Source organism: Staphylococcus sp. GDB20D11A, assembly GCF_016893255.1.
Classification (GTDB): domain Bacteria; phylum Bacillota; class Bacilli; order Staphylococcales; family Staphylococcaceae; genus Staphylococcus; species Staphylococcus aureus.
This window is the reverse complement of sequence record NZ_JAFEPJ010000009.1, coordinates 92,096-117,695: the sequence shown is the minus strand read 5'-3', so window position 1 is coordinate 117,695 and position 25,600 is coordinate 92,096. Positions and strand designations below refer to the sequence as shown.

Annotated in this window: 25 protein-coding genes; 9 read left to right on the top strand and 16 right to left on the bottom strand. The window is 33.0% G+C overall.

Translation table 11 applies throughout. From position 1 onward, the window contains the following. Window positions 1-2: 2 nt before the first annotated feature. Window positions 3-944 carry a pApA hydrolase Pde2 gene (gene pde2, locus JV528_RS07070; protein WP_000626085.1) on the bottom strand — a complete coding sequence of 314 codons (942 nt, stop codon included), beginning with the start codon at window positions 942-944 and terminating at the stop codon, window positions 3-5. A 342-nt stretch (window positions 945-1,286) separates the two neighbouring features. Next, window positions 1,287-2,585, bottom strand: a complete 1,299-nt coding sequence (locus JV528_RS07065) for a CBS domain-containing protein (RefSeq protein WP_000160435.1) — start codon at window positions 2,583-2,585, stop codon at window positions 1,287-1,289. 204 nt (window positions 2,586-2,789) lie between these two features. On the opposite strand from JV528_RS07065, the gene JV528_RS07060 reads away from it, so the two are divergent. After that, window positions 2,790-3,203 carry a universal stress protein gene (locus JV528_RS07060; protein ID WP_000277602.1) on the top strand — a complete coding sequence of 138 codons (414 nt, stop codon included), beginning with the start codon at window positions 2,790-2,792 and terminating at the stop codon, window positions 3,201-3,203. Window positions 3,204-3,648: 445 nt separating this feature from the next. Here JV528_RS07060 and JV528_RS07055 read toward each other — a convergent pair whose 3' ends face one another. Beyond that, window positions 3,649-4,338: a metal-dependent hydrolase gene (locus tag JV528_RS07055; protein WP_000777191.1), complete on the bottom strand. Its 690-nt coding sequence runs from the start codon at window positions 4,336-4,338 to the stop codon at window positions 3,649-3,651. 174 nt (window positions 4,339-4,512) lie between these two features. Between JV528_RS07055 and JV528_RS07050 the strand changes: the two genes are divergently transcribed. Next, entirely contained in the window at window positions 4,513-5,568 is a 1,056-nt protein-coding gene (locus JV528_RS07050) for a M24 family metallopeptidase (protein WP_000161665.1), read from the top strand. Window positions 5,569-5,646: 78 nt separating this feature from the next. Here the strand turns inward: JV528_RS07050 and JV528_RS07045 are convergent, their stop codons facing one another. Beyond that, window positions 5,647-5,760: a hypothetical protein gene (locus tag JV528_RS07045; protein ID WP_041201407.1), complete on the bottom strand. Its 114-nt coding sequence runs from the start codon at window positions 5,758-5,760 to the stop codon at window positions 5,647-5,649. 123 nt (window positions 5,761-5,883) lie between these two features. Further along, the gene (ald, locus tag JV528_RS07040; RefSeq protein ID WP_000690011.1) at window positions 5,884-7,002 is read right to left on the bottom strand and encodes an alanine dehydrogenase; all 1,119 of its coding nucleotides are present in this window, start codon (window positions 7,000-7,002) and stop codon (window positions 5,884-5,886) included. A 140-nt stretch (window positions 7,003-7,142) separates the two neighbouring features. Here ald and JV528_RS07035 point away from each other — a divergent pair, with 140 nt between their 5' ends. After that, window positions 7,143-7,643: a universal stress protein gene (locus JV528_RS07035; RefSeq protein WP_000634176.1), complete on the top strand. Its 501-nt coding sequence runs from the start codon at window positions 7,143-7,145 to the stop codon at window positions 7,641-7,643. A 245-nt stretch (window positions 7,644-7,888) separates the two neighbouring features. On the opposite strand, the gene JV528_RS07030 is transcribed toward JV528_RS07035, so the two are convergent. From JV528_RS07030 to ezrA, 7 genes are all read right to left on the bottom strand, one after another. Then, a complete protein-coding gene (locus JV528_RS07030) occupies window positions 7,889-9,091 on the bottom strand; it encodes an acetate kinase (protein ID WP_000040069.1) in 1,203 nt (400 codons plus the stop codon). A gap of 87 nt (window positions 9,092-9,178) precedes the next feature. Further along, window positions 9,179-10,126 carry a class I SAM-dependent methyltransferase gene (locus JV528_RS07025; RefSeq protein WP_204177432.1) on the bottom strand — a complete coding sequence of 316 codons (948 nt, stop codon included), beginning with the start codon at window positions 10,124-10,126 and terminating at the stop codon, window positions 9,179-9,181. Between the two features lie 122 nt (window positions 10,127-10,248). Next, on the bottom strand, window positions 10,249-10,743 hold the full coding sequence (tpx, locus tag JV528_RS07020; RefSeq protein WP_000136262.1) for a thiol peroxidase: 495 nt from the start codon (window positions 10,741-10,743) through the stop codon (window positions 10,249-10,251). Window positions 10,744-10,840: 97 nt separating this feature from the next. Continuing rightward, window positions 10,841-11,611, bottom strand: a complete 771-nt coding sequence (locus JV528_RS07015) for a sulfite exporter TauE/SafE family protein (RefSeq protein ID WP_000365324.1) — start codon at window positions 11,609-11,611, stop codon at window positions 10,841-10,843. Window positions 11,612-11,654: 43 nt separating this feature from the next. After that, complete coding sequence (thiI, locus tag JV528_RS07010) at window positions 11,655-12,878, bottom strand: tRNA uracil 4-sulfurtransferase ThiI (protein ID WP_000872667.1); 1,224 nt, start codon at window positions 12,876-12,878, stop codon at window positions 11,655-11,657. Next, window positions 12,878-14,026: a cysteine desulfurase family protein gene (locus tag JV528_RS07005; RefSeq protein WP_078061152.1), complete on the bottom strand. Its 1,149-nt coding sequence runs from the start codon at window positions 14,024-14,026 to the stop codon at window positions 12,878-12,880. The genes thiI and JV528_RS07005 overlap by 1 nt, the downstream gene beginning before the upstream one ends. A gap of 325 nt (window positions 14,027-14,351) precedes the next feature. Next, complete coding sequence (gene ezrA / locus JV528_RS07000; protein ID WP_000244863.1) at window positions 14,352-16,046, bottom strand: septation ring formation regulator EzrA; 1,695 nt, start codon at window positions 16,044-16,046, stop codon at window positions 14,352-14,354. Between the two features lie 136 nt (window positions 16,047-16,182). Here ezrA and JV528_RS06995 point away from each other — a divergent pair, with 136 nt between their 5' ends. After that, window positions 16,183-16,647, top strand: a complete 465-nt coding sequence (locus tag JV528_RS06995; RefSeq protein WP_000207847.1) for a GAF domain-containing protein — start codon at window positions 16,183-16,185, stop codon at window positions 16,645-16,647. A gap of 243 nt (window positions 16,648-16,890) precedes the next feature. Further along, entirely contained in the window at window positions 16,891-17,493 is a 603-nt protein-coding gene (rpsD, locus tag JV528_RS06990) for a 30S ribosomal protein S4 (RefSeq protein WP_000090512.1), read from the top strand. A 215-nt stretch (window positions 17,494-17,708) separates the two neighbouring features. Here rpsD and JV528_RS06985 read toward each other — a convergent pair whose 3' ends face one another. Beyond that, window positions 17,709-18,452, bottom strand: a complete 744-nt coding sequence (locus tag JV528_RS06985; RefSeq protein WP_000174276.1) for a glycerophosphodiester phosphodiesterase — start codon at window positions 18,450-18,452, stop codon at window positions 17,709-17,711. Window positions 18,453-18,531: 79 nt separating this feature from the next. On the opposite strand from JV528_RS06985, the gene JV528_RS06980 reads away from it, so the two are divergent. The 4 genes from JV528_RS06980 to JV528_RS06965 all read left to right on the top strand — a co-directional run bounded on the left by JV528_RS06980 (window position 18,532) and on the right by JV528_RS06965 (window position 22,033). Then, complete coding sequence (locus JV528_RS06980; RefSeq protein WP_000553924.1) at window positions 18,532-18,978, top strand: OsmC family protein; 447 nt, start codon at window positions 18,532-18,534, stop codon at window positions 18,976-18,978. Window positions 18,979-19,092: 114 nt separating this feature from the next. Beyond that, window positions 19,093-20,253, top strand: coding sequence for a pyridoxal-phosphate-dependent aminotransferase family protein (locus JV528_RS06975; protein ID WP_204177433.1), 1,161 nt, complete (start codon window positions 19,093-19,095; stop codon window positions 20,251-20,253). After that, window positions 20,240-21,844 carry a phosphoglycerate dehydrogenase gene (gene serA, locus JV528_RS06970; RefSeq protein WP_000808840.1) on the top strand — a complete coding sequence of 535 codons (1,605 nt, stop codon included), beginning with the start codon at window positions 20,240-20,242 and terminating at the stop codon, window positions 21,842-21,844. Before JV528_RS06975 ends, serA begins: the two co-directional genes overlap by 14 nt. 93 nt (window positions 21,845-21,937) lie before the next feature. Beyond that, window positions 21,938-22,033, top strand: coding sequence for a hypothetical protein (locus JV528_RS06965; protein WP_031761395.1), 96 nt, complete (start codon window positions 21,938-21,940; stop codon window positions 22,031-22,033). On the opposite strand, the gene JV528_RS06960 is transcribed toward JV528_RS06965, so the two are convergent. The 3 genes from JV528_RS06960 to JV528_RS06950 all read right to left on the bottom strand — a co-directional run bounded on the left by JV528_RS06960 (window position 21,994) and on the right by JV528_RS06950 (window position 25,442). Continuing rightward, window positions 21,994-23,124: an HAD family hydrolase gene (locus JV528_RS06960; protein WP_000721713.1), complete on the bottom strand. Its 1,131-nt coding sequence runs from the start codon at window positions 23,122-23,124 to the stop codon at window positions 21,994-21,996. The genes JV528_RS06965 and JV528_RS06960 overlap by 40 nt on opposite strands. A 106-nt stretch (window positions 23,125-23,230) precedes the next feature. Next, window positions 23,231-24,697, bottom strand: coding sequence for an N-acetylglucosamine-specific PTS transporter subunit IIBC (gene nagE / locus JV528_RS06955; protein ID WP_000276354.1), 1,467 nt, complete (start codon window positions 24,695-24,697; stop codon window positions 23,231-23,233). A gap of 127 nt (window positions 24,698-24,824) precedes the next feature. Further along, complete coding sequence (locus JV528_RS06950) at window positions 24,825-25,442, bottom strand: lysophospholipid acyltransferase family protein (RefSeq protein WP_000287588.1); 618 nt, start codon at window positions 25,440-25,442, stop codon at window positions 24,825-24,827. Window positions 25,443-25,600: the final 158 nt, after the last annotated feature.

Genomic DNA, 25,600 nt, shown 5'->3' with positions numbered 1-25,600 from the left:
TATTAGTTAAGTTTTGTGCGTAAAGCTGTAGCAAGTTGCTCAAATTCATCCCAGCTGTTCACTGAAACTCCTGACGCATTCGGATGACCACCGCCACCAAAATCTTGCGCAATATCATTAATAATCAATTGCCCTTTAGAGCGTAAGCGACATCTTATTTCACTACCCTCATCAACTGCAAACACCCATATTTTCAAACCTTTGATGTCAGCAATTGTATTAACAAACTGAGATGCTTCATTTGGCTGAATACCGAATTGCTCCAATACATCTTCAGTTATTTTAACTTGGCAGAATCCATCATCCATAAGTTCGAAATGTTGTAAAACATAACCTTGAAACGGCAACATTTTTGGATCCTTCTCCATCATTTTATTTAAAAGCGCATTATGATCAATATCATGCCCAATTAACTTTCCAGCAATTTCCATAGTATGTTCTGAGGTATTGTTAAAAAGGAATCGCCCAGTATCACCGACGATACCAAGGTATAAAACACTCGCGATATCTTTATTAACAATTGCTTCATCATTAAAATGTGAGATTAAATCGTAAATGATTTCACTTGTAGATGACGCGTTCGTATTAACTAGATTAATATCACCATACTGATCAACTGCAGGATGATGATCTATTTTAATAAGTTTACTACCTGTACTATAACGTTCATCGTCAATTCGTGGAGCATTGGCAGTATCACATACAATTACAAGCGCATCTTGATATGTTTTATCATCAATGTTATCTAACTCTCCAATAAAGCTTAATGATGATTCCACTTCACCCACTGCAAATACTTGCTTTTGTGGAAATTTCTGCTGAATATAGTATTTCAAACCAAGTTGTGAACCATATGCATCAGGATCTGGTCTAACATGTCTGTGTATAATAATTGTATCGTTGTCTTCGATACATTTCATAATTTCATTCAAAGTACTAATCATTTTCATACTCCCTTTTTTAGAAAAGTTGCTTAATTTAAGCATTAGTCTATATCAAAATATCTAAATTATATAAATTGTTACTACCATATTAAACTATTTACCCGTTTTAATTATTTAGATATATATTTTCATACTATTTAGTTCATAACGAGTATAGGACATCAATCAATATTATATTAGCAACAGTTGACCAAATAAAAAATACACATATAACAAGCTTTTTAATTCCGGGGCCCCAACATAGAGAAATTGGGTCCCCAATTTCTACAGACAATGCAAGTTGGGGTGGGACCCCAACATTTGTGTGAAATCTATCTTATGTCTATTTTCTCTGCTAAGTTCCTATACTTCGTCAAACATTTGGCATATCACGAGAGCGCTCGCTACCTTGTCGTTTTGACTATGCATGTTCACTTCTATTTTGGCGAAGTTTCTTCCGACGTCTAGTATGCCAAAGCGCACTGTTATATGTGATTCAATAGGTACTGTTTTAATATACACGATATTTAAGTTTTCTATCATGACATTACCTTTTTTAAATTTACGCATTTCATATTGTATTGTTTCTTCTATAATACTTACAAATGCCGCTTTACTTACTGTTCCGTAGTGATTGATTAACAGCGGTGAAACTTCTACTGTAATTCCATCTTGATTCATTGTTATATATTTGGCGATTTGATCGTTAATTGTTTCACCCATTTGAGGCTGTCTTCCTAAAAGTTGCATAGACTTTAAAACATCTTGTCTATTAATCACACCCACTGTCTTTTTATTACTCGAAACGACAGGAATCAATTCAATACCTTCCCAAATCATCATATGCGCACAACTTGCTACTGTACTCATAGCATTTACATAAATAGGATTTCGCGTCATCACTTTATCTATTTCGTCGTCGTCCTTTGTATTAATCATCTCTCTACTTGTTACAATACCTACTAATTTATAAGACTCATTGACTACCGGAAACCTTGTATGGCCAGTTCGATTCGCCATACGCTTATAATCTGCTATTTTCATCGTATCAAACAGCACAGATAAATCATCTAATGGCGTCATTATATCTTGAACTATTAAGATATCTTTTCGTATTTTCTGATTAAAAAGTGCTTTGTTGATAATATTTGCAACTAGGAATGTATCATAACTTGATGATAGAACAGGTAAATCATGTTCATTCGCAAAATTAATAACTTTATTAGATGGCTTAAATCCACCAGTAATTAATATAGCCGTGCCTCTTTTTAAAGCTTCAATCTGCACATCTTCGCGATTTCCGACAATCAATAATGTCTTTGGACCAATATACTTTAAAATATCTTTGAGTTCCATTGCTCCAATTGCAAATTTAGATACCATCTTAGTGATACCTTTGTTGCCACCTAACACTTGGCCATCAATAATATTGACAATTTCATTAAAAGTTAAATGTTCAATTTCATTACGATTACGTTTTTCGATTCGAACCGTACCAACACGATCTATCGTTGCGACCATGCCCATTTTATCAGCATCTTTAATTGCACGATATGCTGTCCCTTCGGATACGTTTAAAAATTTAGCGATTTTACGCACCGAAATTTTAGAGCCTATAGATAACGATTCAATATAATCTAAAATTTGTTCATGTTTTGTCATTCTTTACCTCTTCTTTTCGAACAGTATTAACTACATTATAACTTTATTTTGGATAAAAAGCATTGAAGTGAAATGAAATAATGATCGTTTCACCTATTTTATTTTTTGAAAATATACAACAAACACTAAGATCACAAAATCTTTAATTTTAAATGGAAAAATCCATTATTATTTATTAGAATGTAAGTGAGGAGGGATGTACTAATGTATAAAAATATATTACTTGGTGTAGACACTCAGTTAAAAAATGAAAAAGCACTAAAAGAAGTGTCTAAATTAGCTGGCGAAGGTACAGTCGTAACAGTTTTAAACGCAATCAGCGAACAAGATGCTCAAGCATCAATTAAAGCAGGTGTTCATTTAAACAAACTTACTGAAGAACGAAGCAAGCGATTGGAAAAAACACGCAAAGCTTTAGAAGATTATGGTATTGATTATGACCAAATAATTGTTCGTGGTAATGCAAAAGAAGAACTATTAAAACATGCTAATAGCGGTAAATACGAAATTGTTGTTTTAAGTAACCGTAAAGCAGAAGACAAAAAGAAATTTGTACTTGGAAGTGTCAGCCACAAAGTAGCAAAACGTGCGACTATCCCTGTATTAATCGTTAAATAAAATTTTTATCCAGAATCACAAATAATCTTTCAATCATGATGCAGTCTCAAACGACTGAGTAAACACAAGAAATGATTATGACTGTGGTTCTGGTTTTTTTATATTATTCACTAACTAACCAACAACTTGTATCAAACAAAACCATTTTGAACCAAAAACATAATCAATATCATAACCCAGCAGGAGTTGACTATAGGGCCCCAACATGGAGAATTTCGAAAAAGTCAGCTTACTATAATGTGCAAGTTGGGGTGGGCCCCAACATGGAGAATTTCGAAAAGAAATTCTACAGACAATGCAAGTTGGGCTGGGTCCCAACATAGAAGCTGACGGAAAAGTCAGCTTACAATATCAGTAGAATATAAAAACACTCACTAAAAATATGCGGACGATAACTTCCACATAGATTAGCGAGGTGTTTTTTAGTGTAAAATCTATATTCTATTTAAAACTGAACAGATTCACCTGGTTTTAAAATTTGCACGTCCCCTACATTAACAGCATCTTTAAATTGTTGTGGATCTTGTTCGATTAATGGGAATGTATCATAATGAATCGGTACAGAAATTTTTGGTTTAATAAATTCATTAATAGCATAACTTGCATCATCAATACCCATCGTAAAATTATCTCCAATTGGTACAAAACATACATCAACTGGATGACGTTTCGCAATAAGTGACATATCACTAAACAGACCTGTATCACCAGTATGATAAATTGTTTTTCCTTCAACTTCAAACACGATACCCATTGGCATACCTAAATAAACTGGAATACCATTTTCATGTGTAAAACTTGAACTATGAAATGCTTGAACAAATTTAACGCTTCCGAAATCAAAGTTTGCTTTACCACCAATATTCATACCATGAACATTTTCAACACCGTGATATGAAGAAAGATAGTCAGCCATTTCTGCACTTCCAATTACTGTTGCTCTTGTTTTCTTTGCTAGTTCCACAACGTCACCAAAGTGATCAAAATGACCGTGCGTTAAAACGATATAGTCTACCTGCACTGTTTCAATATTCAAATCACACTTAGGGTTATTTGATATAAACGGATCTACGATAACCTTTTTGTTGTTCCCTTCTAAATAAATCGTTGATTGACCATGAAATGATAACTTCATTTGAGCATCCTCCTATCAATTGCTATATAAATTTAGTACCCTTTTGCCACTTAATTATAACAAATTCTCAAATTTTAAAAATTGAAAATCTAGTTAATGTATTAGCTCGATTTTGAAATCTAATAATAATTGGCATAAAATGTAAGTAATATTATGTTGAGGAGTGTTTATAAAATGACAAAAATATCAAAAATAATAGACGAACTGAACAATCAACAAGCTGATGCAGCATGGATTACAACACCGTTGAATGTATATTATTTTACTGGATACCGTAGCGAACCCCATGAAAGATTATTTGCATTATTGATTAAGAAAGATGGTAAACAAGTACTATTTTGTCCAAAAATGGAAGTCGAAGAAGTCAAAGCATCACCTTTCACAGGTGAAATCGTTGGATATTTAGACACTGAAAATCCTTTTTCACTTTATCCTCAAACAATCAATAAATTACTAATTGAAAGCGAGCACTTAACAGTAGCACGCCAAAAACAATTAATCTCTGGTTTCAATGTCAATTCATTCGGAGATGTTGATTTAACAATCAAACAATTGAGAAATATTAAATCCGAAGATGAAATTAGCAAAATACGTAAAGCTGCTGAGTTAGCAGATAAGTGTATCGAAATAGGTGTTTCTTATTTAAAAGAAGGTGTGACTGAACGTGAAGTAGTCAACCATATTGAGCAAACTATCAAACAATATGGCGTCAATGAAATGAGTTTTGATACGATGGTTTTATTTGGAGATCATGCCGCATCACCCCATGGCACACCAGGAGATCGCAGATTAAAAAGCAATGAGTATGTACTATTTGATTTAGGTGTAATTTATGAGCATTATTGTAGCGATATGACACGTACCATCAAATTTGGTGAACCTAACAAAGAAGCACAAGAAATTTATAATATTGTATTAGAAGCAGAAACATCTGCAATCCAAGCAATTAAACCTGGAATACCTTTAAAAGATATCGATCATATCGCTAGAAATATTATTTCAGAAAAAGGTTATGGTGAATATTTCCCTCATCGCTTAGGTCATGGTCTAGGATTACAGGAACATGAATATCAAGATGTTTCAAGTACTAATTCTAATTTGTTAGAAGCTGGCATGGTTATTACAATCGAACCAGGTATTTATGTACCAGGTGTTGCAGGTGTAAGAATTGAAGATGACATACTTGTCACTAATGAAGGATACGAAGTATTAACACATTACGAAAAATAAGGAGTGGGACAAAAATGAAAAGCTTGTTACAAGCGCATTCTCATTCAGTCAAACACTGCCAATACAACATTGTAGCGCCTAGGACATAAATTTTTGTCCAAGTCTAAATGCAATATATAACAAACAAGCTAGAAACACATATGCAGGTACGTTCATCAGTAACATGTAATGAATCAAATCAATATCATTCATGTTCGATGAATTCTTCGCATTGTTTCTAGCTTTAATGTATCATTATTTAATTTTAATAACCAAGGAGATGATAACGTCATTCTTTAGTACGCTGTAATCCATTCCCTTTTCATTAAATTCAAATTATAATTGTAATGCTTCTTCTACAGATTTATATTCCATTTCAAATGCCTCTGCAACACCTTTATTGGTTACGTGACCTTTGTAAGTATTTAAACCTAATGATAATGGTTGATTTGATTTAAATGCTTCTCTATACCCTTTATTAGCTAGCATGAGCGCATAAGGTAGCGTAGCATTATTTAAAGCTAACGTCGAAGTACGCGGTACTGCACCTGGCATATTTGCAACTGCATAATGAACCACACCATGCTTAATATATGTAGGATCATCATGTGTCGTAATTTTATCAGTTGTTTCAAAAATACCGCCTTGATCAATAGCAATGTCAATAATAACTGACCCATTTTTCATTTGTTTAATCATGTCTTCTGTTACAAGTCTTGGCGCTTTAGCACCTGGAATTAAAACTGCACCTATTACTAAATCACTTTGTTTAACATACAACTCAATATTCAACGGATTTGACATAATTGTATGTACACGTCCACCGAATAAATCATCTAATTGTTGTAAACGCTTTGGATTAACATCTAAAATCGTAACATCTGCACCTAGTCCTAGTGCAATTTTAGCTGCATTTGTTCCTGCTTGACCACCACCGATAATAGTTACTTTACCTTTAGGTACTCCTGGAACGCCACCTAGTAGAATTCCCATACCACCATTAAGTTTTTGTAGGAACTCTGCGCCAACTTGAGCGGACATTCTTCCTGCTACCTCACTCATTGGTGATAACAATGGTAAAGATCGGTCTGGTAACTGCACAGTCTCATATGCAATACTAATTACTTTTCTATCTATCAAAGCTTGTGTTAATTTTTCTTCATTTGCTAAATGAAGATAAGTGAATAATACAAGCCCTTCTTTAAAATATGGATATTCAGATTCAAGTGGTTCTTTAACTTTAATAACCATATCCACATCCCAAACTTTTGCTTGTTCAGGAACAATCTCAGCACCTGCTTCTTTGTAATCTACATCTTCAAAGAACGATCCTGAACCCGCATTTGTTTCCACTAAAACAGTATGCCCACTTTCTACTAAAGCGTGCACACCACTTGGTGATAAACCAACACGATTTTCATTATTTTTAATCTCCCTTGGTATACCAATTTTCATACCATCCACCTCCATAATCATCTTAACGCGAACATTTTGAAAGCGCAATCAAAAATCCACAAAATTGTAAAGGTTATTACACTGACTTTTCCGAAAATTGTGGTAAAATATAATTAAGAAAGAACAAGGAGGCACTTACTATGATTACTTACAAAAATATTTTAATCGCAGTTGACGGTTCACATGAAGCGGAATGGGCATTTAACAGAGCAGTTGGTGTTGCTAAACGTAACGATGCGAAGTTAACAATTGTGAATGTAATTGATTCAAGAACATATTCTTCTTATGAAGTTTATGATGCTCAATTTACTGAAAAATCTAAGCATTTTGCAGAAGAATTATTAAATGGTTATAAAGAAGTAGCTACTAACGCTGGTGTTAAAGATGTAGAAACGCGTCTAGAGTTTGGCTCTCCTAAATCTATCATTCCTAAAAAGCTTGCACATGAAATTAATGCAGACTTGATTATGAGTGGTACATCAGGCTTAAATGCCGTGGAAAGATTTATTGTTGGTTCTGTATCAGAATCTATCGTTCGTCATGCATCATGTGACGTGTTAGTTGTTCGTACTGAAGAGTTACCAGCAGACTTCCAACCACAAGTTGCAACAACTCAATTACGTGAAAAATATCAAAATTAAATATAGATGATCATTAGATAACTACTTGATCATTATGAACCAAGTGCAACTGTCTGCACTTGGTTTTTTTATTGTTTATAAATAAAACTCATTTAATAATGTTTTCATAATCTTCTTTGACTACTCAATTTTTAAGATATTTGTGAAAAGAGACATTACACTAGTTAATTTTCAAACAATACAAAAAGCGTCTACCTCCTACATATAATTGTAGCGGAGATAGACGCTTAATATTTATTAAAAAATTATTTTAAACCACCGAATGTCATAACATCACGGGCAATCATGCTTTCTTCATCTGTTGGAATAACGACAACTTTAACTGGTGAATGAGGATAGTTAATAAATCCTTCTTTACCACGTAGTAAGTTTTCATTTTTCTTAGGATCCCAGTAAACACCCATAAATTCTAAGCCTTCAAGAACTTTCGCACGAATTTCAACTGAGTTTTCACCGATACCTGCTGTAAATACGATAACATCAACACCATGCATTCTCGCAGCATATGATCCAATATATTTGTGAATTTTAGAAGCAAATACATCTAAAGCCATTTGTGAACGTGCTTTACCTGATTCAGCTTCTTCTGATAAGTCACGTAAATCACTAGATGTACCTGATAATCCTAATAAACCTGATTCTTTGTTTAAGATTTCCAATACTTGTTCAGCAGTTTTACCAGTTTTTTCCATTATAAATGGAATTAAAGCAGGGTCAATATTACCAGAACGAGTACCCATTGTTACACCAGCAAGTGGTGTGAAGCCCATTGATGTATCAATAGATTTACCGCCATCGATAGCTGCAATTGATGCACCATTACCAATGTGACATGAAATAATACGTAAATCTTCAATTGGCTTATCTAACATTTCTGCCGCTCTTTGTGATACAAATTTATGGCTTGTACCATGGAAACCATACTTACGAATGCCATAATCTTTATAATAATGATATGGCAAGCTATATAGATATGCTTTTTCAGGCATTGTTTGATGGAATGCTGTATCAAAAATTGCCACATGAGGGATATTTGGTAATAATTTACGGAAAGCACGAATACCCATCAAGTTAGCTGGGTTGTGAAGCGGTGCTAATTCGCTTAATTCTTCAATTTCCTTTTCAACCTCATCAGTAATAGCTACTGATTCAGGGAATTTTTCACCACCATGTACAACACGGTGACCTGTTCCATCGATATCGTTAATATCATTAATAATATTGTGCGCTTTAAAAGCATCCAACATGATATCAACTGCCTCAACGTGATCCTTGATATCTTGTACTGTTTTAACTTTTTCCCCGTTGACTTCAATTGTAAAAATTGAATCCTTCAATCCGATTCTTTCTACTAAACCTTTTGTTACTAATTCCTCTTCAGGCATTCTAATTAATTGAAATTTTAATGATGAACTACCAGCATTGATAGCCAAGATTAATTTTGACATAAGTAATGATCCTCCATCGTTTGCTTTTTATACTATTTCATTTCTCATTTTATCATTCATACAGTTTTATGACTATACTATTACAGATTATTTTTTAGGACGATTTGTGTCCATCCACTGATTTAACTCTGTCATAAATCCTTGAAATTGTGAAGGATTTTTGAAATCAGGAATATTTGCCAATAATACTTCAACTGGCTTTGTTTCACCCGATTTTTTCTTTTGTAAAATTAATATAGATTTTCGCGCTTTTTCATTTTTAAATAAAGTTGGTGGTAAATTTAAAAATGCTTGCATCTCTGTCTCTGTTGCAATATATTTTTCAAGCTGTTTTACATGCTCGCCTGTAAAAATATTACTTGGTACCACTAGAAAGGCATATCCAGCATCTTTTAATGCATTTATTGCTTGTTCTATTAATAAATAATGTGAATAACTATGTCCTTCTTCGAAACCTAGCTTAAACTCCTTACTTCTTTCATCAATTGGATAATAGCCTACTGGAAAATCACCAATAACGATATCTGCTTCTTCTAACGGTAGTGGCATAATGGCATCTTGAGGATACACATCGAAAGGAATTTCTAAGAAGTTTGCTAAATGTACACTAACACGTGATAAAACTGGATCAACTTCAATTAAATGATGCATAACCGCAATTTCAGGTAACACTTCTTTTACAGTAGCACTTAAATGACCGGCACCACTTGCAATATCAACAATATGTAATTCTTCTTGGTTGTTCATAAAACGCTCAACTAAAAATCCTAGTATCAAGCCAATTGAATCTGGTGTAATTTGATGATTTGCTCGTATCTTTTCTTCCTGCATTAAACTTAAATATGCAAATTGGAATGCTTTACGTCGATCTTGTAACGTCGATTGTTCTAACAATCCTCTTTCATTGGTATATACTTGTTCCATTGCTAGTCCAAGATTTTCAATAAAACTTTGGCCATTTTCATTATTTAATGTTTTAGCTTTTTCATCTAATGTATGAAACAAGCGTTCCATAATTGTTTGTTGTTCTGCCATATTCGTCCCTCTCCAATAAAAAGTGCCCATAGGTCTTAGCAATCATAGAAAACAATTCTATTTTAATGCTGTTGACAACGATGGACACGATGTATACATTTTAAGATTTATCTCTTTAATGATTAAATATTTTTGTATGCAGTTAAAGCAGCATCAAAATCAGGGAAATCAGTACCTTCACTAACGATTTCTTTATAAACCACTTTATTATCTGCATCTAATACAAATACTGCACGAGCTAATAAGCGAAGTTCTTCCATAACAACGCCATAGTTTTCACCAAATGATAAGTCACGGTGGTCACTTAATGTAATGACATTGTCTAAACCTGCTGAAGCGCACCATCTTTTTTGTGCGAATGGTAAGTCTGCTGAGATTGTAAGCACAATCCCCTCTTCTTTAGAAGCTTCAGAGTTGAATTTGCGAGTCTGCTGATCACAAACACCTGTATCAATTGATGGTACCACACTAATTAATTTCTTTTTACCAGCATAATCTGCTAATGTTACTTGATTTAAGTCATTATCTAACACTGTAAAATCAGATGCAAAATCACCTTCATTAATTTGTTGACCTTTTAAGTGGATTGGTCCACCTTTGAATGTTATTTCAGTCATATACTTGACCTCCTGCATTTTAAAATTCTAACTACATCATACGACAATTTATGGTTTGATTACAATTTTCATGCTTTAATCAAAAGCAAATTTAATTTTATACAAATTGTTGAATATAATCAAAAGCATTTTTTAAAATTAAAATCGCAGTAATAATAATAAATAATACTTTTACATAGCCAACACCTTGTTTGATAGCAAAATGAGCCCCAGTATATGACCCAGCAATCATGCTTGTAGCCATAATTAAGCCTATTACATAATCTACTTGTCCTAATACCATAAATAATACAAGCGCACCTATATTAGAAGCAAAGTTCAAAACTTTAGCATTTCCTGCAGCACTTAAAAAATCAAAACCAAAGACTAACAATACAAAAAGCATAAATGAACCTGTTCCCCCACCTACAAATCCATCATAAAAGCCGATTAATATAAAAAGTGCTGCAAATAGTATGGCTTTCTTAAATGTAAATTGAGTAAACGTACGTGTATTGCCCCAATCTTTTTTAAGTAATGTGAATATAAACACCGACGAAAGTGCAATAATGATTAAAGGTTTCAATATTTGTGACGGAACCATCGTTGCAATATATGCTCCACATGCAGATGCCAAAAATACAAAACCAAATAATTTGGCAACAACATATAAGTCCACTTTACCGGACCTTATAAACTTTATCGTACTAGTTAAAGAACCAAATGAACTTGCCAATTTGTTTGTACCTAAAGCCACAGATGGTGGTAGACCGATTGCTAATAATGCTGGCGTAGAAATTAAACCTCCACCCCCTACAACCGAATCTATAAACGCCGCGATAAAACCAAATAAAATTATGATTATAATCATCGTTAAATTCAAATCCATAGTTTAACATCCCCTTATGTTTAAATTTACTCTAGGATTTTATTTATAAAAAGTCGTTTATTAATTGGTTTGTTTGCTGTTCTTTAATAGTTTTATAATCACTTGTTATTTCAAGTGTTTCAATATTTTCAACAGCACGATTAATCATCTCTTCAAAATCAAAGACACTTTCATATTGAACTACCTTTTCAAAGTTTGGTTCGGTTACTGGATTTTTAGGGGTGAAAATTGTACAACAATCTTCAAAAGGTTGAATAGATGTTTCAAATGTACCAATTTCTTTCGATTTAATAATAATTTCTTCTTTATCGTAAGTTAATAAAGGGCGTAATACAGGGGTAGACGTTACATTATTAATTGCATACATGCTATGAAGTGTTTGACTTGCTACCTGCCCTAGGTTTTCACCATTTACAATAGCTAAAGCCCCTATTTGATGTACTAATTTATCAGCAACACGCATCATCATACGTCTCGTTGAAGTCATTGTATATCTTGGATGTACAACTTTATTTACCTGTTTTTGCAATTCTGTAAATGGTACAATATGCAATTTAATTGGTCCAACACGTTCAGCTAAAATACGTGTCAATTCAATAACTTTTTCTTTTGCTTGATCACTTGTAAATGGTGGACTATGGAAATGAATCGCTTCAATTGTTACACCACGTCTCATCACTTCCATCCCAGCAACTGGTGAGTCTATGCCTCCTGAAAGCATTAGCAACGTTTTACCACCTGTACCTACTGGTAAACCACCAGCACCAGCTACCACTTCTTCATACATATAAATTGCATCTAATCTAACTTCTACTCTAATTTCATGATCTGGTCGTTTAACATTCACTGAAATATTGTCGAAGTGCTTCAATACTGCACCACCCAATTCACGTTGTAATTCATACGTATCCATTGGGAAATTTTTATCGGCACGCTTCACATCAATTTTAAATGTGCTGTTTTCTTCAAATTGCTGCGCAAATTTAATTGCCGCTGCACTCATTGCCTCTAATGTTTTTTCTACTTTTAATACCGGACTAATAGATTTGATACCGAAAATTTTTGATAATCGATATGTTATTTCATTTATATCTGCATGGTCTTCAAGTTCAATATACATACGATCTCGTTTGCCTTTAACGACAAACCCATCAAGTCCTTTTAATGACTTATTTACATTATTTCTTAATTGATTTACAAATTTCTTTCTATTTGAACCCTTTAATGTTAACTCCCCGTATCTAACAAGCAAGTGATCATACTTCATTATTTTAGCAACTCCTTAATTTCCTCATAAATGATGATAAATATTTCTTTAAACCTTGCTATATCTTCTTTGGTTGTAGTAGCCCCAAATGATAATCTTATACTACCTTCAATAGACTTGTCTGATAATCCCATTGCAGCCAATACTTCATTTAATTTATTACGTTTAGATGAACAAGCACTTGTTGTAGAAATCATAATATCGTATTTTGAAAATGCATTAACTAATACTTCACCTTTTACACCAGGAAAACTAATGTTTAAAACGAATGGTGAACCTGAAGTTGAAGAATTAATATAAACTCCATGATATTTATTTAAAAATTGACGGACGTCATTATTTAACTCAGTAACAAATGCATTCAATGCTTCAAGGTTTTCACTTGCCATTTTCATCGCTTTAACCATAGCAATATCATTTGGCAAATTAACTGTTCCACTTCTAACGCCATATTCTTGACCGCCACCTTGAATGATTGGCTCAATATTTTGAATATGATTAACAAGTAAGACGCCTTGACCTTTTAACCCATTAAATTTGTGGCCACTTAAACTCACGCTATCTACATTTGTTAAATCCATAGCTACTTTACCAAACGCTTGAACCGCATCTACATGAAAATGTGCTTTAGGATAATTTTTTAACGTTTCAGCCATCTTTGGAATGGGTTGAATTTGACCTGTCACATTATTTACATACATACATGTTACTAAACCGACTTTATCGGACATTAAATCGTTAAAATGTTGCAAATCAATCGTGCCATCTTTTGTTACATCAACATATTTAACTTTAAAGCCTTCGCGCTCTTCCAAATATCTGACAACTTCTAAAACAGACGGATGTTCTAAAACAGATGTAATTATTTCTCTTGCTGTATCAAATTTACGATAAGCCACACCTTTAAGCGCGATATTGTTAGATTCCGTTGCACCACTAGTGAAAACAACATCATATGTCATATTAGTATTGACCATACCATTTATTTGAGCTTTTGCTTGCTGTAATAATTGATCTGCTTGCAAACCAGCTTTATGCGGACTATTAGGATTAACATACATTGATTGATTTACTTTCACATAAGTATCCAACACTTCATCAAATGCTTTCGTCGTTGCCGCATTATCTAGATATATCAAAATAAACACTTCTCTTTCATTAATCATCAATCGTTAAAATTGTTTTACTCAAGCATTATACTATTATCCGGCAAAAAATAAAGGTTATAGCGCAAAATAATCTTATTTCTACTTATTAAATAAGAATTAGACTATTTCACTCTATGCATACAGCTGTGGAACGATGCATTTTCGCTACCTACATTAATTCAACGATCACATTGAATGACATTTATCTTTAAACGATTGCTAAATTGATTCTCCCTATCATATATCCATATAAAAAAAGAAGCTAGACAACATACAGTTGGCTAACTCCTATCACTTCGTAAAATACGATTAAGTTTAATAAATGCTATTGCTTAATAACTTCTTCTTCAATATGTTTAGTGACACCTGGCTCAACACTTTCAAGAGCTTGCTCTGCAATTTCAATCGCACGCTTATAGCGATTATTTTTAAATAATCGTTCAGCTTCATTTAAGCTCTTATCAACATTGCTATAGTCCTTACGATATCTATTTCCATATTGAATTAATTTCTCTGCATAAACAGCATTAACAAGAACATCATTTGCTTCATCTTCAAATGTATTCATTTGAATCAAAATTTTAGATACTTTATCTTTTAACTGTTTAACGTGTATTGGACGTTCACTAAATTGTTCGTTAACATCACGAACTTCATGATCAATTTCATTTTTCATGATGATAAATCTTTCAGGAACACTTGTTAAGTTAGAAGCAAGTAATCGACGATACACTTCTTCTTTCTTCGATTGTACTCGTAACAGATTGTCTTCTGCTTCTGCTTCATCTTCACGTAATTGAATCAGATGATTTTGTAGCTTTTCTTGTTTGTCATTAATGACTGTGACATGATCTTCTAAATATTGTAAATTATCCTGAACCTCGCTATATCGTACAGCAGATTTAGACATTTCTTTTAAAATATCATCATATACAGAAATTAAACTTTGAATTTCATTTTCAAATTGACGAACACTTTGAGCATCAGATTCATTTATATAGTAGTTTTCACGTACATATTCAATTTCTGTTTGCAATGTATAATTCATGTCTTTAGCTTTGAATAAGTTATCCGTAATGATATCTTTTGTTTCTTCGACATCATTTTTAGCTTTAACTTCATGTTCAATTAAATCATACATGTCATCTAACTTATCATTGATATTAGCTAGCTTATCATTAGCTTCTTCTAATTCTAAGCGGCTAATTAATGGCTCAACGAAACTAAGCTCTGTTTTTAAGCTTTGTAATGTACTGTCTACTTTTACGTGATCCAGATCATACCCTTCAACTTTAAGATCACGGCAACCATATTTTAAATCTTGGAATTGACCAGGTAATTCTTTTTGAGTTTCTCTAATTAATTCTGGTATTTCTTCCATATAAGATCTTAGCTGTTTCATTTGTTCATTCAAGGCAGCTATATGGTTGTGCGCTTGTACATAATTACCATCAGCTTTTAGTACTTCATATTGCTCTAACCTTGGCTCGAATTTTTCAATTTCAGTTTCAAGAAGACTTGCTGCCTCACCAAATTGATGACGATTTGCTAAAACATCACGTTTCATTTCACGATAATCAACCTTACATTTGTCATATAATTCATCATTATCTTTGTATAACGCAATAATTTCATTTACATCTTCTAATTGTTGCTGATAGCTTTGTTCGTAACTATCCATCAACTCATTTGCATCATCAATTTCACTTTGAGATGCGTTGAAACTAAATTTATCTAATAAAGCCTCAGCATTATGGATTTTTTCTTCCACAGGAGCTAGATACTTATTTGTACTTTCTACGTTGTCCTTTTTCATTGCATCGTATTTCGTTTTTGTTTCACCTTTTAAATTCAACTTAGATAATTGTGCAAGGTTTTGATCAAAAGGTAACGTCTCAATTTCATTTTTACGTTCGATTGCTTTTTCAATAATTTGTCGTTTATTTGAACGTAAATAGAATAATACACCTACAGCAATCAATATAATCACAATTATTGCCAAAATGATATATAACACCATATGCTTCTCCTCCTAATTTATCATTACTATTATAACGTAATTTTGCTTAAGGATAAATTATAAAATGAATTTATTGCCATAATATTTTCGAAATTCTATACTATTATAAAATCTATGAAAATAAGAGGTTTTAAATATGACAACAATTAACCCAACAAACTACACATTATTAAAGAAACAAGCAGCAAGCCTTATTGAAGATGAACATCACATGATTGCTATTTTAAGTAACATGTCTGCCTTATTAAATGATAATCTAGATCAAATTAATTGGGTCGGCTTTTACTTATTGGAACAAAATGAACTTATACTTGGACCTTTCCAAGGACACCCAGCTTGTGTCCACATTCCAATTGGAAAAGGTGTATGTGGTACAGCCGTTTCAGAACGTCGTACACAAGTTGTAGCTGATGTCCATCAATTCGCAGGACATATCGCTTGTGATGCTAATAGTAAGTCTGAAATTGTCGTTCCAATTTTCAAAGATGATAAAATTATCGGTGTCTTAGATATCGATGCCCCTATAACGGATCGATTTGATGACAATGACAAGGAACATCTTGAAGCAATTGTTAAAATTATTGAAAAGCAACTCGCATAAAAGGACATCAGCATTTTCAATAAAGTGTTGACAGTTAGCAGGAAAATGTTACAATAAACTTTGTGTGAATTAACGAAAGTAGCAGTTGTATATTATTGAGCGCTATGTTGTTCCCAATGCGGACGTGTCACGTAACTGTCGCTATAAGGTGAAGACACATAAAACAATATATCTTAGTAAGCATGCAACACTCTTTTTTGTTTATTCATAACAACAAAAAAGAATTAAAGGAGGAGTCTTATTATGGCTCGATTCAGAGGTTCAAACTGGAAAAAATCTCGTCGTTTAGGTATCTCTTTAAGCGGTACTGGTAAAGAATTAGAAAAACGTCCTTACGCACCAGGACAACATGGTCCAAACCAACGTAAAAAATTATCAGAATATGGTTTACAATTACGTGAAAAACAAAAATTACGTTACTTATATGGAATGACTGAAAGACAATTCCGTAACACATTTGACATCGCTGGTAAAAAATTCGGTGTACACGGTGAAAACTTCATGATCTTATTAGCAAGTCGTTTAGACGCTGTTGTTTATTCATTAGGTTTAGCTCGTACTCGTCGTCAAGCACGTCAATTAGTTAACCACGGTCATATCTTAGTAGATGGTAAACGTGTTGATATTCCATCTTATTCTGTTAAACCTGGTCAAACAATTTCAGTTCGTGAAAAATCTCAAAAATTAAACATCATCGTTGAATCAGTTGAAATCAACAATTTCGTACCTGAGTACTTAAACTTTGATGCTGACAGCCTAACTGGTACTTTCGTACGTTTACCAGAACGTAGCGAATTACCTGCTGAAATTAACGAACAATTAATCGTTGAGTACTACTCAAGATAATACCGTTCAATACAAACACCCACAATTGTGGGTGTTTTTTTATTAATTTAAAAATGATAGATTCAAGATTATATGGAGCTCCCCTATTTTACAATCAACTTAGAATTTACAAGTCTTATTTGTTGAATAATCTATAATATTTCATCATTAGTTTTTAAAATTATCAATTGCGATATACGAAACCTCATCCCTCTATCAAATTACCATTCATCGTCTCACTTAATAAATAATTTCGGATTATCTGTAATTAATCCATCTACACCCATTTGTCTTAATTTTTCTCCAGTTTTCAATTTATTAACTGTGTATGGCATAACCTGTAATTGATGATGATGTGCTTCATCAACAAATTTTCTGGTCACTAATGCATAATTAGGATTAACATAACTAGCAATTTGAGCAATTCTTGAAAAGTTTGGCTTTTTATACCAATACTTACGTTTACTACAAAGCACACCTAATTCATATATACTGCCTAATGTGTTTAACTTTTCGATGCATTCGATATCAAAAGATTGTATAACTACTTGTGTCGCATCGACTTTCTTTTCTTCCAAAAATGCCAGCAATTTACATTCTATTCCTGGATATAAATTCGGACTTTTCAATTCGATCAATAGCTTTTTATCAAACTTTAAGCATAATGAAAGTACTTCATCTAACGTGGGTATTCGTTCTCCCTTAAAAGCAACATCTTTATAACTACCAAAATCAAATGATTTTAATTGCGATAATGTGTAATCAGCAATACGCCCCTTACCATCCGATGTTCTATCAATTGTTTCATCATGTATCACAACAAAATGTTGGTCTTTGGTCAAATGAACATCTATTTCTAACATAGCAACATTGAGTCCCATTACCTCTCGATAACCGACCATTGTATTTTCAGGAAAATCACTCGGCAATCCGCGGTGCGAAACAATTTGTAATTCATCTTTCAGTTTATTCAGAGTCATTGATAAGTCACCTTTCTGTTAAACTTTGATAAACTATTCTAAAATTAAACTATCACAATTATATTGGAGGTTAAAGCAATTGCATCAACATGACTTTAAAGTCCAAACTTCTTGGCAAGGTGGTCGTAACAATGTCGGAAACGTTCAAGGCGACATACTTTCAGAGAATATTTCAATACCTGCTTCTTTAGGTGGTGTTGGTATAGGAACAAATCCCGATGAAATGTTAGTATCAGCCGCTTCATCATGTTATATCATCTCATTAGCAGCTACTCTTGAACGTGCAAAGTTCACAGATATTTCAATTGAACAACAATCGATTGGAACAGCTTGTTTAAATAATGGAAAATTCAGTATGTCAAAAATTGTGCACCATCCTCACATTGAAATTCCAAGTGATCAAATAGCACAATTAGAAAAGCGATTACCAAAATTGATAACAATTGCAGATAATAATTGCATGATTTCAAATGCTGTAAGAAATAATGTGGACATAAAAATCTATCCCATCATTCAGGCCAAATAAAATCGTTAAGTGATAACATTTGTTCGACAATATAGCGTTATCACTTTTTTTAGGCTTTTAAATTTTCAGAAAATTTGCTAAAATAGTGAAATCTTATTTATAGGAGGCATATAAATGTATTATCATCAACCGTTGTTATTAACACCTGGCCCAACCCCTGTACCTGATGCCATTATGAGAGAAATTCAAGCACCTATGGTTGGTCATCGCTCTAAAGATTTTGAAGACATCGCACAACAAGCATTTCAAGGTCTAAAGCCAATATTTGGGAGTCAAAATGATGTACTTATTTTAACATCTAGCGGTACAAGCGTCTTAGAAGCTAGTATGTTGAACATTGTAAACCCTGAAGATCACTTCATTGTCATTGTTTCAGGTGCCTTTGGTAACCGATTTAAACAAATTGCACAAACTTATTACAAAAATGTGCATATTTATGACGTAACATGGGGAGAAGCTGTAGATGTCAAAGATTTCATCAATTACCTTTCAACTTTAAATGTTGAAGTTAAAGCAGTATTTAGTCAATATTGCGAAACATCTACGACAGTGCTACACCCTATTCACGAGTTAGGAAATGCCATCAATCAATTTAATAGTAATATTTATTTTGTAGTTGACGGCGTAAGTTGCATTGGTGCTGTTGATGTTGACATTAACAAAGATAAAATTGATGTACTTGTTTCTGGTAGTCAAAAAGCAATTATGTTACCTCCAGGATTAGCTTTTGTAGCTTATAGCCACCGTGCAAAAGAACGTTTCAAAGAAGTAACTACACCAAAATTTTATCTAGACTTAAATAAATACATTTCGTCACAAGCTGACAATTCTACACCGTTCACACCAAATGTGTCTTTATTTAGAGGTGTAAATGCATACGTTGAAACCGTAAAAGCAGAAGGTTTCAATCACGTAATAGCACGACACTACGCAATTAGAAATGCATTAAGAAGCGCCTTAAAAGCATTAGATTTAACTTTATTAGTCAATGATAAAGATGCATCTCCAACGGTTACGGCATTCAAACCTAACACAAATGATGAAGTGAAAATAATCAAAGATGAGCTTAAAAATCGCTTAAAAATAACAATTGCTGGTGGTCAAGGCCATCTTAAAGGTCAAATTTTAAGAATTGGTCATATGGGGAAAATTAGTCCTTTCGATATTTTATCGGTAGTTTCTGCTTTAGAAATTATTTTAACTGAACACCGTAAAGTTAACTATATCGGTAAAGGTATATCAAAATATATGGAGGTTATTCATGAAGCAATTTAATGTACTCGTTGCAGATCCTATATCAAAAGATGGTATCAAAGCATTATTAGATCACGAACAATTCAATGTAGATATTCAAACTGGTTTGTCCGAAGAAGCATTAATCAAAATTATACCTTCATACCATGCTTTAATCGTTCGTAGTCAAACTACGGTTACTGAAAATATCATAAATGCTGCTGATTCTTTAAAAGTAATCGCACGCGCCGGTGTTGGTGTAGATAATATTAATATTGATGCTGCAACATTAAAAGGTATTTTAGTTATTAATGCCCCAGATGGTAATACGATTTCAGCTACTGAACATTCACTAGCAATGTTATTATCAATGGCTCGAAATATTCCTCAAGCACACCAATCACTTACAAATAAAGAATGGAATCGAAATGCATTTAAAGGTACTGAGCTTTATCATAAAACATTAGGTGTCATTGGTGCTGGTAGAATTGGTTTAGGTGTTGCTAAACGTGCGCAAAGTTTCGGAATGAAAATACTAGCTTTTGACCCTTACTTAACGGATGAAAAAGCAAAATCTTTAAGCATTACGAAGGCAACAGTTGATGAGATTGCCCAACATTCTGATTTCGTTACATTGCATACACCACTAACACCTAAAACAAAAGGCTTAATTAATTCTGACTTTTTTGCCAAAGCAAAACCTAGTTTGCAAATAATCAATGTGGCACGTGGTGGTATTATTGATGAAAAGGCGCTAATAAAAGCATTAGACGAAGGACAAATTAGTCGGGCAGCTATCGATGTGTTTGAACATGAACCTGCAACTGATTCGCCTCTTGTTGCACATGATAAAATTATTGTTACACCTCATTTGGGTGCTTCAACAGTCGAAGCTCAAGAAAAAGTGGCAATTTCTGTTTCAAATGAAATCATCGAAATTTTAATTGATGGTACTGTAACGCATGCAGTGAATGCACCTAAAATGGACTTAAGCAATATAGATGATACTGTAAAATCATTTATCAATTTAAGCCAAACAGTTGGTGAATTAGCTATTCAATTAATGTACAATGCACCAAGCTCTATTAAAATTACGTACGGTGGCGACTTAGCCTCTATTGATAGTAGTTTATTAACACGTACAATTATTACTCATATTTTAAAAGATGATCTTGGTCCTGAAGTCAATATTATCAATGCTCTAATGCTGTTAAATCAACAACAAGTGACATTAAATATTGAAAATAATAAAGCAGAGACAGGTTTTAGTAACTACTTAGAGGTAGAACTATCAAACGATAGCGATTCCGTTAAAGTTGGCGCTTCTGTCTTTACAGGTTTCGGTCCAAGAATTGTTAGAATTAATAATTTTTCTGTAGACTTAAAGCCAAATCAATATCAAATTGTGTCATATCATAATGATACTCCAGGTATGGTAGGTAAAACTGGCGCATTGTTAGGTAAATACAATATCAACATTGCATCTATGACTTTAGGTAGAACTGAAGCGGGCGGAGATGCGCTAATGATTTTATCCGTTGATCAACCTGTTTCAAACAATATAATTGATGAACTTAAACAAGTTGGTGAATACAATCAAATTTTCACAACTGAATTGACGGTACAGTCATAAACAATTTATGTAAATTCAAAATGCCAAGAAGACATTGGATTACTTCCATTGCTTCTTGGCATTTTTTCATTATTAATTTCATTGTAACTCAATATGAAACCTTTGGTTCAATCATTCACTTCAAGTTATGCTGTCAAACAACAATCAAATTACAAATTATCTAGTACACCTCTAAGTTCACCTAAATGATTAATAACATAGTCGGCATGATGCGCTTCTAACTCACTTGCAGCATCCTTACCTTTTAAACCTGTTAATGTTCCAATAAACGTTGCACCTATTTTTTGAGCACTTAATAAGTCAGCTAACGAATCGCCTACTATAAATACGTCATCTTTATTTACAATGTTATCTTGCTTATTGATATAAGATTCATATTTATCGCGATTATTACCATATAAAGCTGCGATATAACTAAAAGGATTCGGCTTTCCTAATGGTCGTGCTTGCGGATACATATTCTCTGCTTCTAAAACATCACTTGCTGTTGCAATAAAATCAGCTTCAAAATATGGTAACAATCCTAAATTTTCAAATGGCACAACAGTCTCAGTATAAGGACGACCTGTTGCAATACCTAATTCGAAACCAGCACCTTTTAAATCATTCAGAAGTACCTTAACTTCATCTACTGGTCTCAAAATAATTTCTTGATAAATATAACCTGTCTTAAAAGTAGTTCGTGCTATTTTCTTTTCAACCTCTTCATACAACTTCGATCCTAAATACCATTCTTGATAAACTTCTTGCGCTAACGTCCATAATGCACCCTTCAAACTAAATAAATTAGCATCCGAAACATGTAACTCTGTTGTTGCAAACTCTTCCAAAGCAGCATAAATATTATTTTTACCAACTTTTACATTATCCAAAAATTGTAAAGGTAGTTGTTCATTTAAATTAAAACGGTCTGCTAAGTTTGTGCTTATATTTTGCAACTTCAATTCGACAGGCTCATCTTGATACATGAATGCCTCAATTTCATCATGTGATAACTTTTTCAAAATATCAATTAAATGAATACTAAAAACGATAAATAACATATCCCAATTTGAATTCAGCCCTAGCGATTTTAATTTGTTTAAAATCTTATCTTTTTGAAAAATTCGATTCCTAATGTCTTGTATATCGTTATCAGTCAAAGTTTCCCAATCTATATGTGAATGAAGACCTAAATAACACTTATCCATTAATAATTCATATACCGTTAATGCAGAGACATCGAAACAACGTTCTTCACTTAAAAAAACGCCATCAACATCAAATAAAATTTTCTTCACAATCCCCACTCCATTTCTGAAAATTCAGATATAAATCATTCTACTATTTGACTAAAAAAAGCGCAAACCCTATTGAAGTTAGATTTGCGCTTTAGTTGATTAAATTTTATAAATGTTTTTCAATTTCATCAGCAACCTGCTGTACGTGTGTACCGACAATAACTTGAGTTGAATGTTTGCCATTAACAGTAACACCAACTGCACCGGCGTTTTTAATCTTCTGTTGATCAATAATAGATGTGTCTTTTAACTCTAGACGCAACCTTGTTGCACAATTGGTTAAATTAACAATATTCTCTTGACCACCTAAACCTTCTAATATTTGTATAGCATGATTATGATATTTACTTTGTTTAATATCATTTTCACCAGGAGCAATATTATCTTTTACAACTGTTGGATCAACTAATTCATTTTCACCTCTACCAATCGTATTTAAGTTAAATACTTGGATGACTACACGGAAAATCACATAGTATAAGATGAAGAATACAACACCTTGAACAAGCAACATCAATGGATGATTTGATACCGGATTAATTAGTGATAACACATAATCTATCAAACCTGCACTAAATGAAAATCCAGCTGTCCAATGGAATGTAGCTGCGATAAATAAAGATAATCCTGTTAATAACGCATGAACAACATATAAGATTGGCGCAACAAACATAAATGCAAACTCAATCGGCTCTGTAACACCAACGAAAAATGCTGCAACTGAACTCGCTAGGAACCAACCGTAAACTTGTTTTTTCTGAGTAGTTTTAGCTGTATGATACATTGCTAACGCAGCCGCTGGAATACCGAACATCATGATTGGGAAGAATCCCGCTTGATAGCGTCCTGTAATACCTTTTATAGCATCTTTGCCACTTTGGAATTTACCAATATCATTAATACCAATCGTATCAAACCAGAACACACTATTCAGTGCATGATGTAATCCTGTAGGAATTAATAATCTGTTGGCAACACCATATACGAAAGCACCAAATGATCCTAAACCAACTATAGATTCACCAAATTTTACAATCCATGAATAAAGTAGTGGCCATAAAAATAACAATATGACAACTAAAAATGTACAGTAAAATGCAGTCATAATTGGAACTAAACGTTTACCACTAAAAAATGATAATGCTAATGGTAATTCTGTTTCACTAAACTTATTGTATGCATAAGCTGCTATTAAACCTATTACAATACCTACAAAGACATTGCCATTATTCATCTTTTCAAAAGCTGAATTTATTTCAGAAGCTTTCATTCCTAATAAAGGCGCTAATTTCATTGGTGATAATACAACTGTAACTAAAAAATATCCTAACGCAGCTGCAAGCGCGACTGCACCATCATTTTTCTTTGCCATTCCTATAGCTACACCAATTGCAAATAAAATACCTAATTGCTCTAAAATCGTAGTACCTACCGTAGTAAAGAACATTGCGATTTTCGGCGCCGCATGAAGTGCATTTAACGTATTACCAATTCCGGCAATAATTGCTGCAGCCGGTAAAATGGCAACTGGTAACATTAACGAACGCCCTAAATTTTGGAAAAATTTATACATTGAATGTCATCCTTCTTAAAATAAGGTAGAAATATAAAGATTACTAATGTAACTAGAATAACTACTTCGATACTCCGTTATAGTCACCTAGGCTTACTAACCAGCTATATTTCTACCTCAAGTTATTTTATAAACTTTTTACAATTTCATGCAATTCTTGTTGTAACTTTGCTGTTCGTGTTTCAATCTCTTTTGTAATATAATCGATACGCTCGTTTCGTTTTAAATCTTTAGGTAAATCGTTAATATCGATTGGTTTACCGATATTTATGTATGCTTGTCCTGTTAAAAGACCATGAATCTTAGTAGGACCAACATAAGCAACAGGTAATATTGGTGACTTACTTAACATTGCAATTGTTGAAGCACCACGTTTCAAAGGTGCACCTTCTTGCGATGTGCGAGAACCTGTTGGGAAGATACCAACTGTCTTATTATCTTTCAACAAATTGATTGGGCGTTTTAAAGTACTAGGTCCTGGATTTTCACGATCTACAGGAAATGCATTTAAAGACGTTAAAAATTTACCAATCCATTTATTTTTGAATAATTCTTTTTTAGCCATATAATGAATTTGATTAGGATATAATGCCATACCTAGCATAATGACTTCGTTATAACTTTCATGCGTACAAGTTACGACATATTTACTATCCTTAGGAATATTATCTTTACCGATTACGTATAATGATTTTGACATTTTAACTAAAATGAAATTCAAAATCTTACTAATCACTGAATACATTGTGCCACCTACTTAACTTATTTGTTTATAACAACTAGATTTTATCACTATATTTTTACTAGAACAAGATAGTCTGAAAATACATCTAAAGTTGTATAGTGTATTACTAGCAATAATTATAAAAAAAAGACATAATTAAAGCATATATAAATCATATA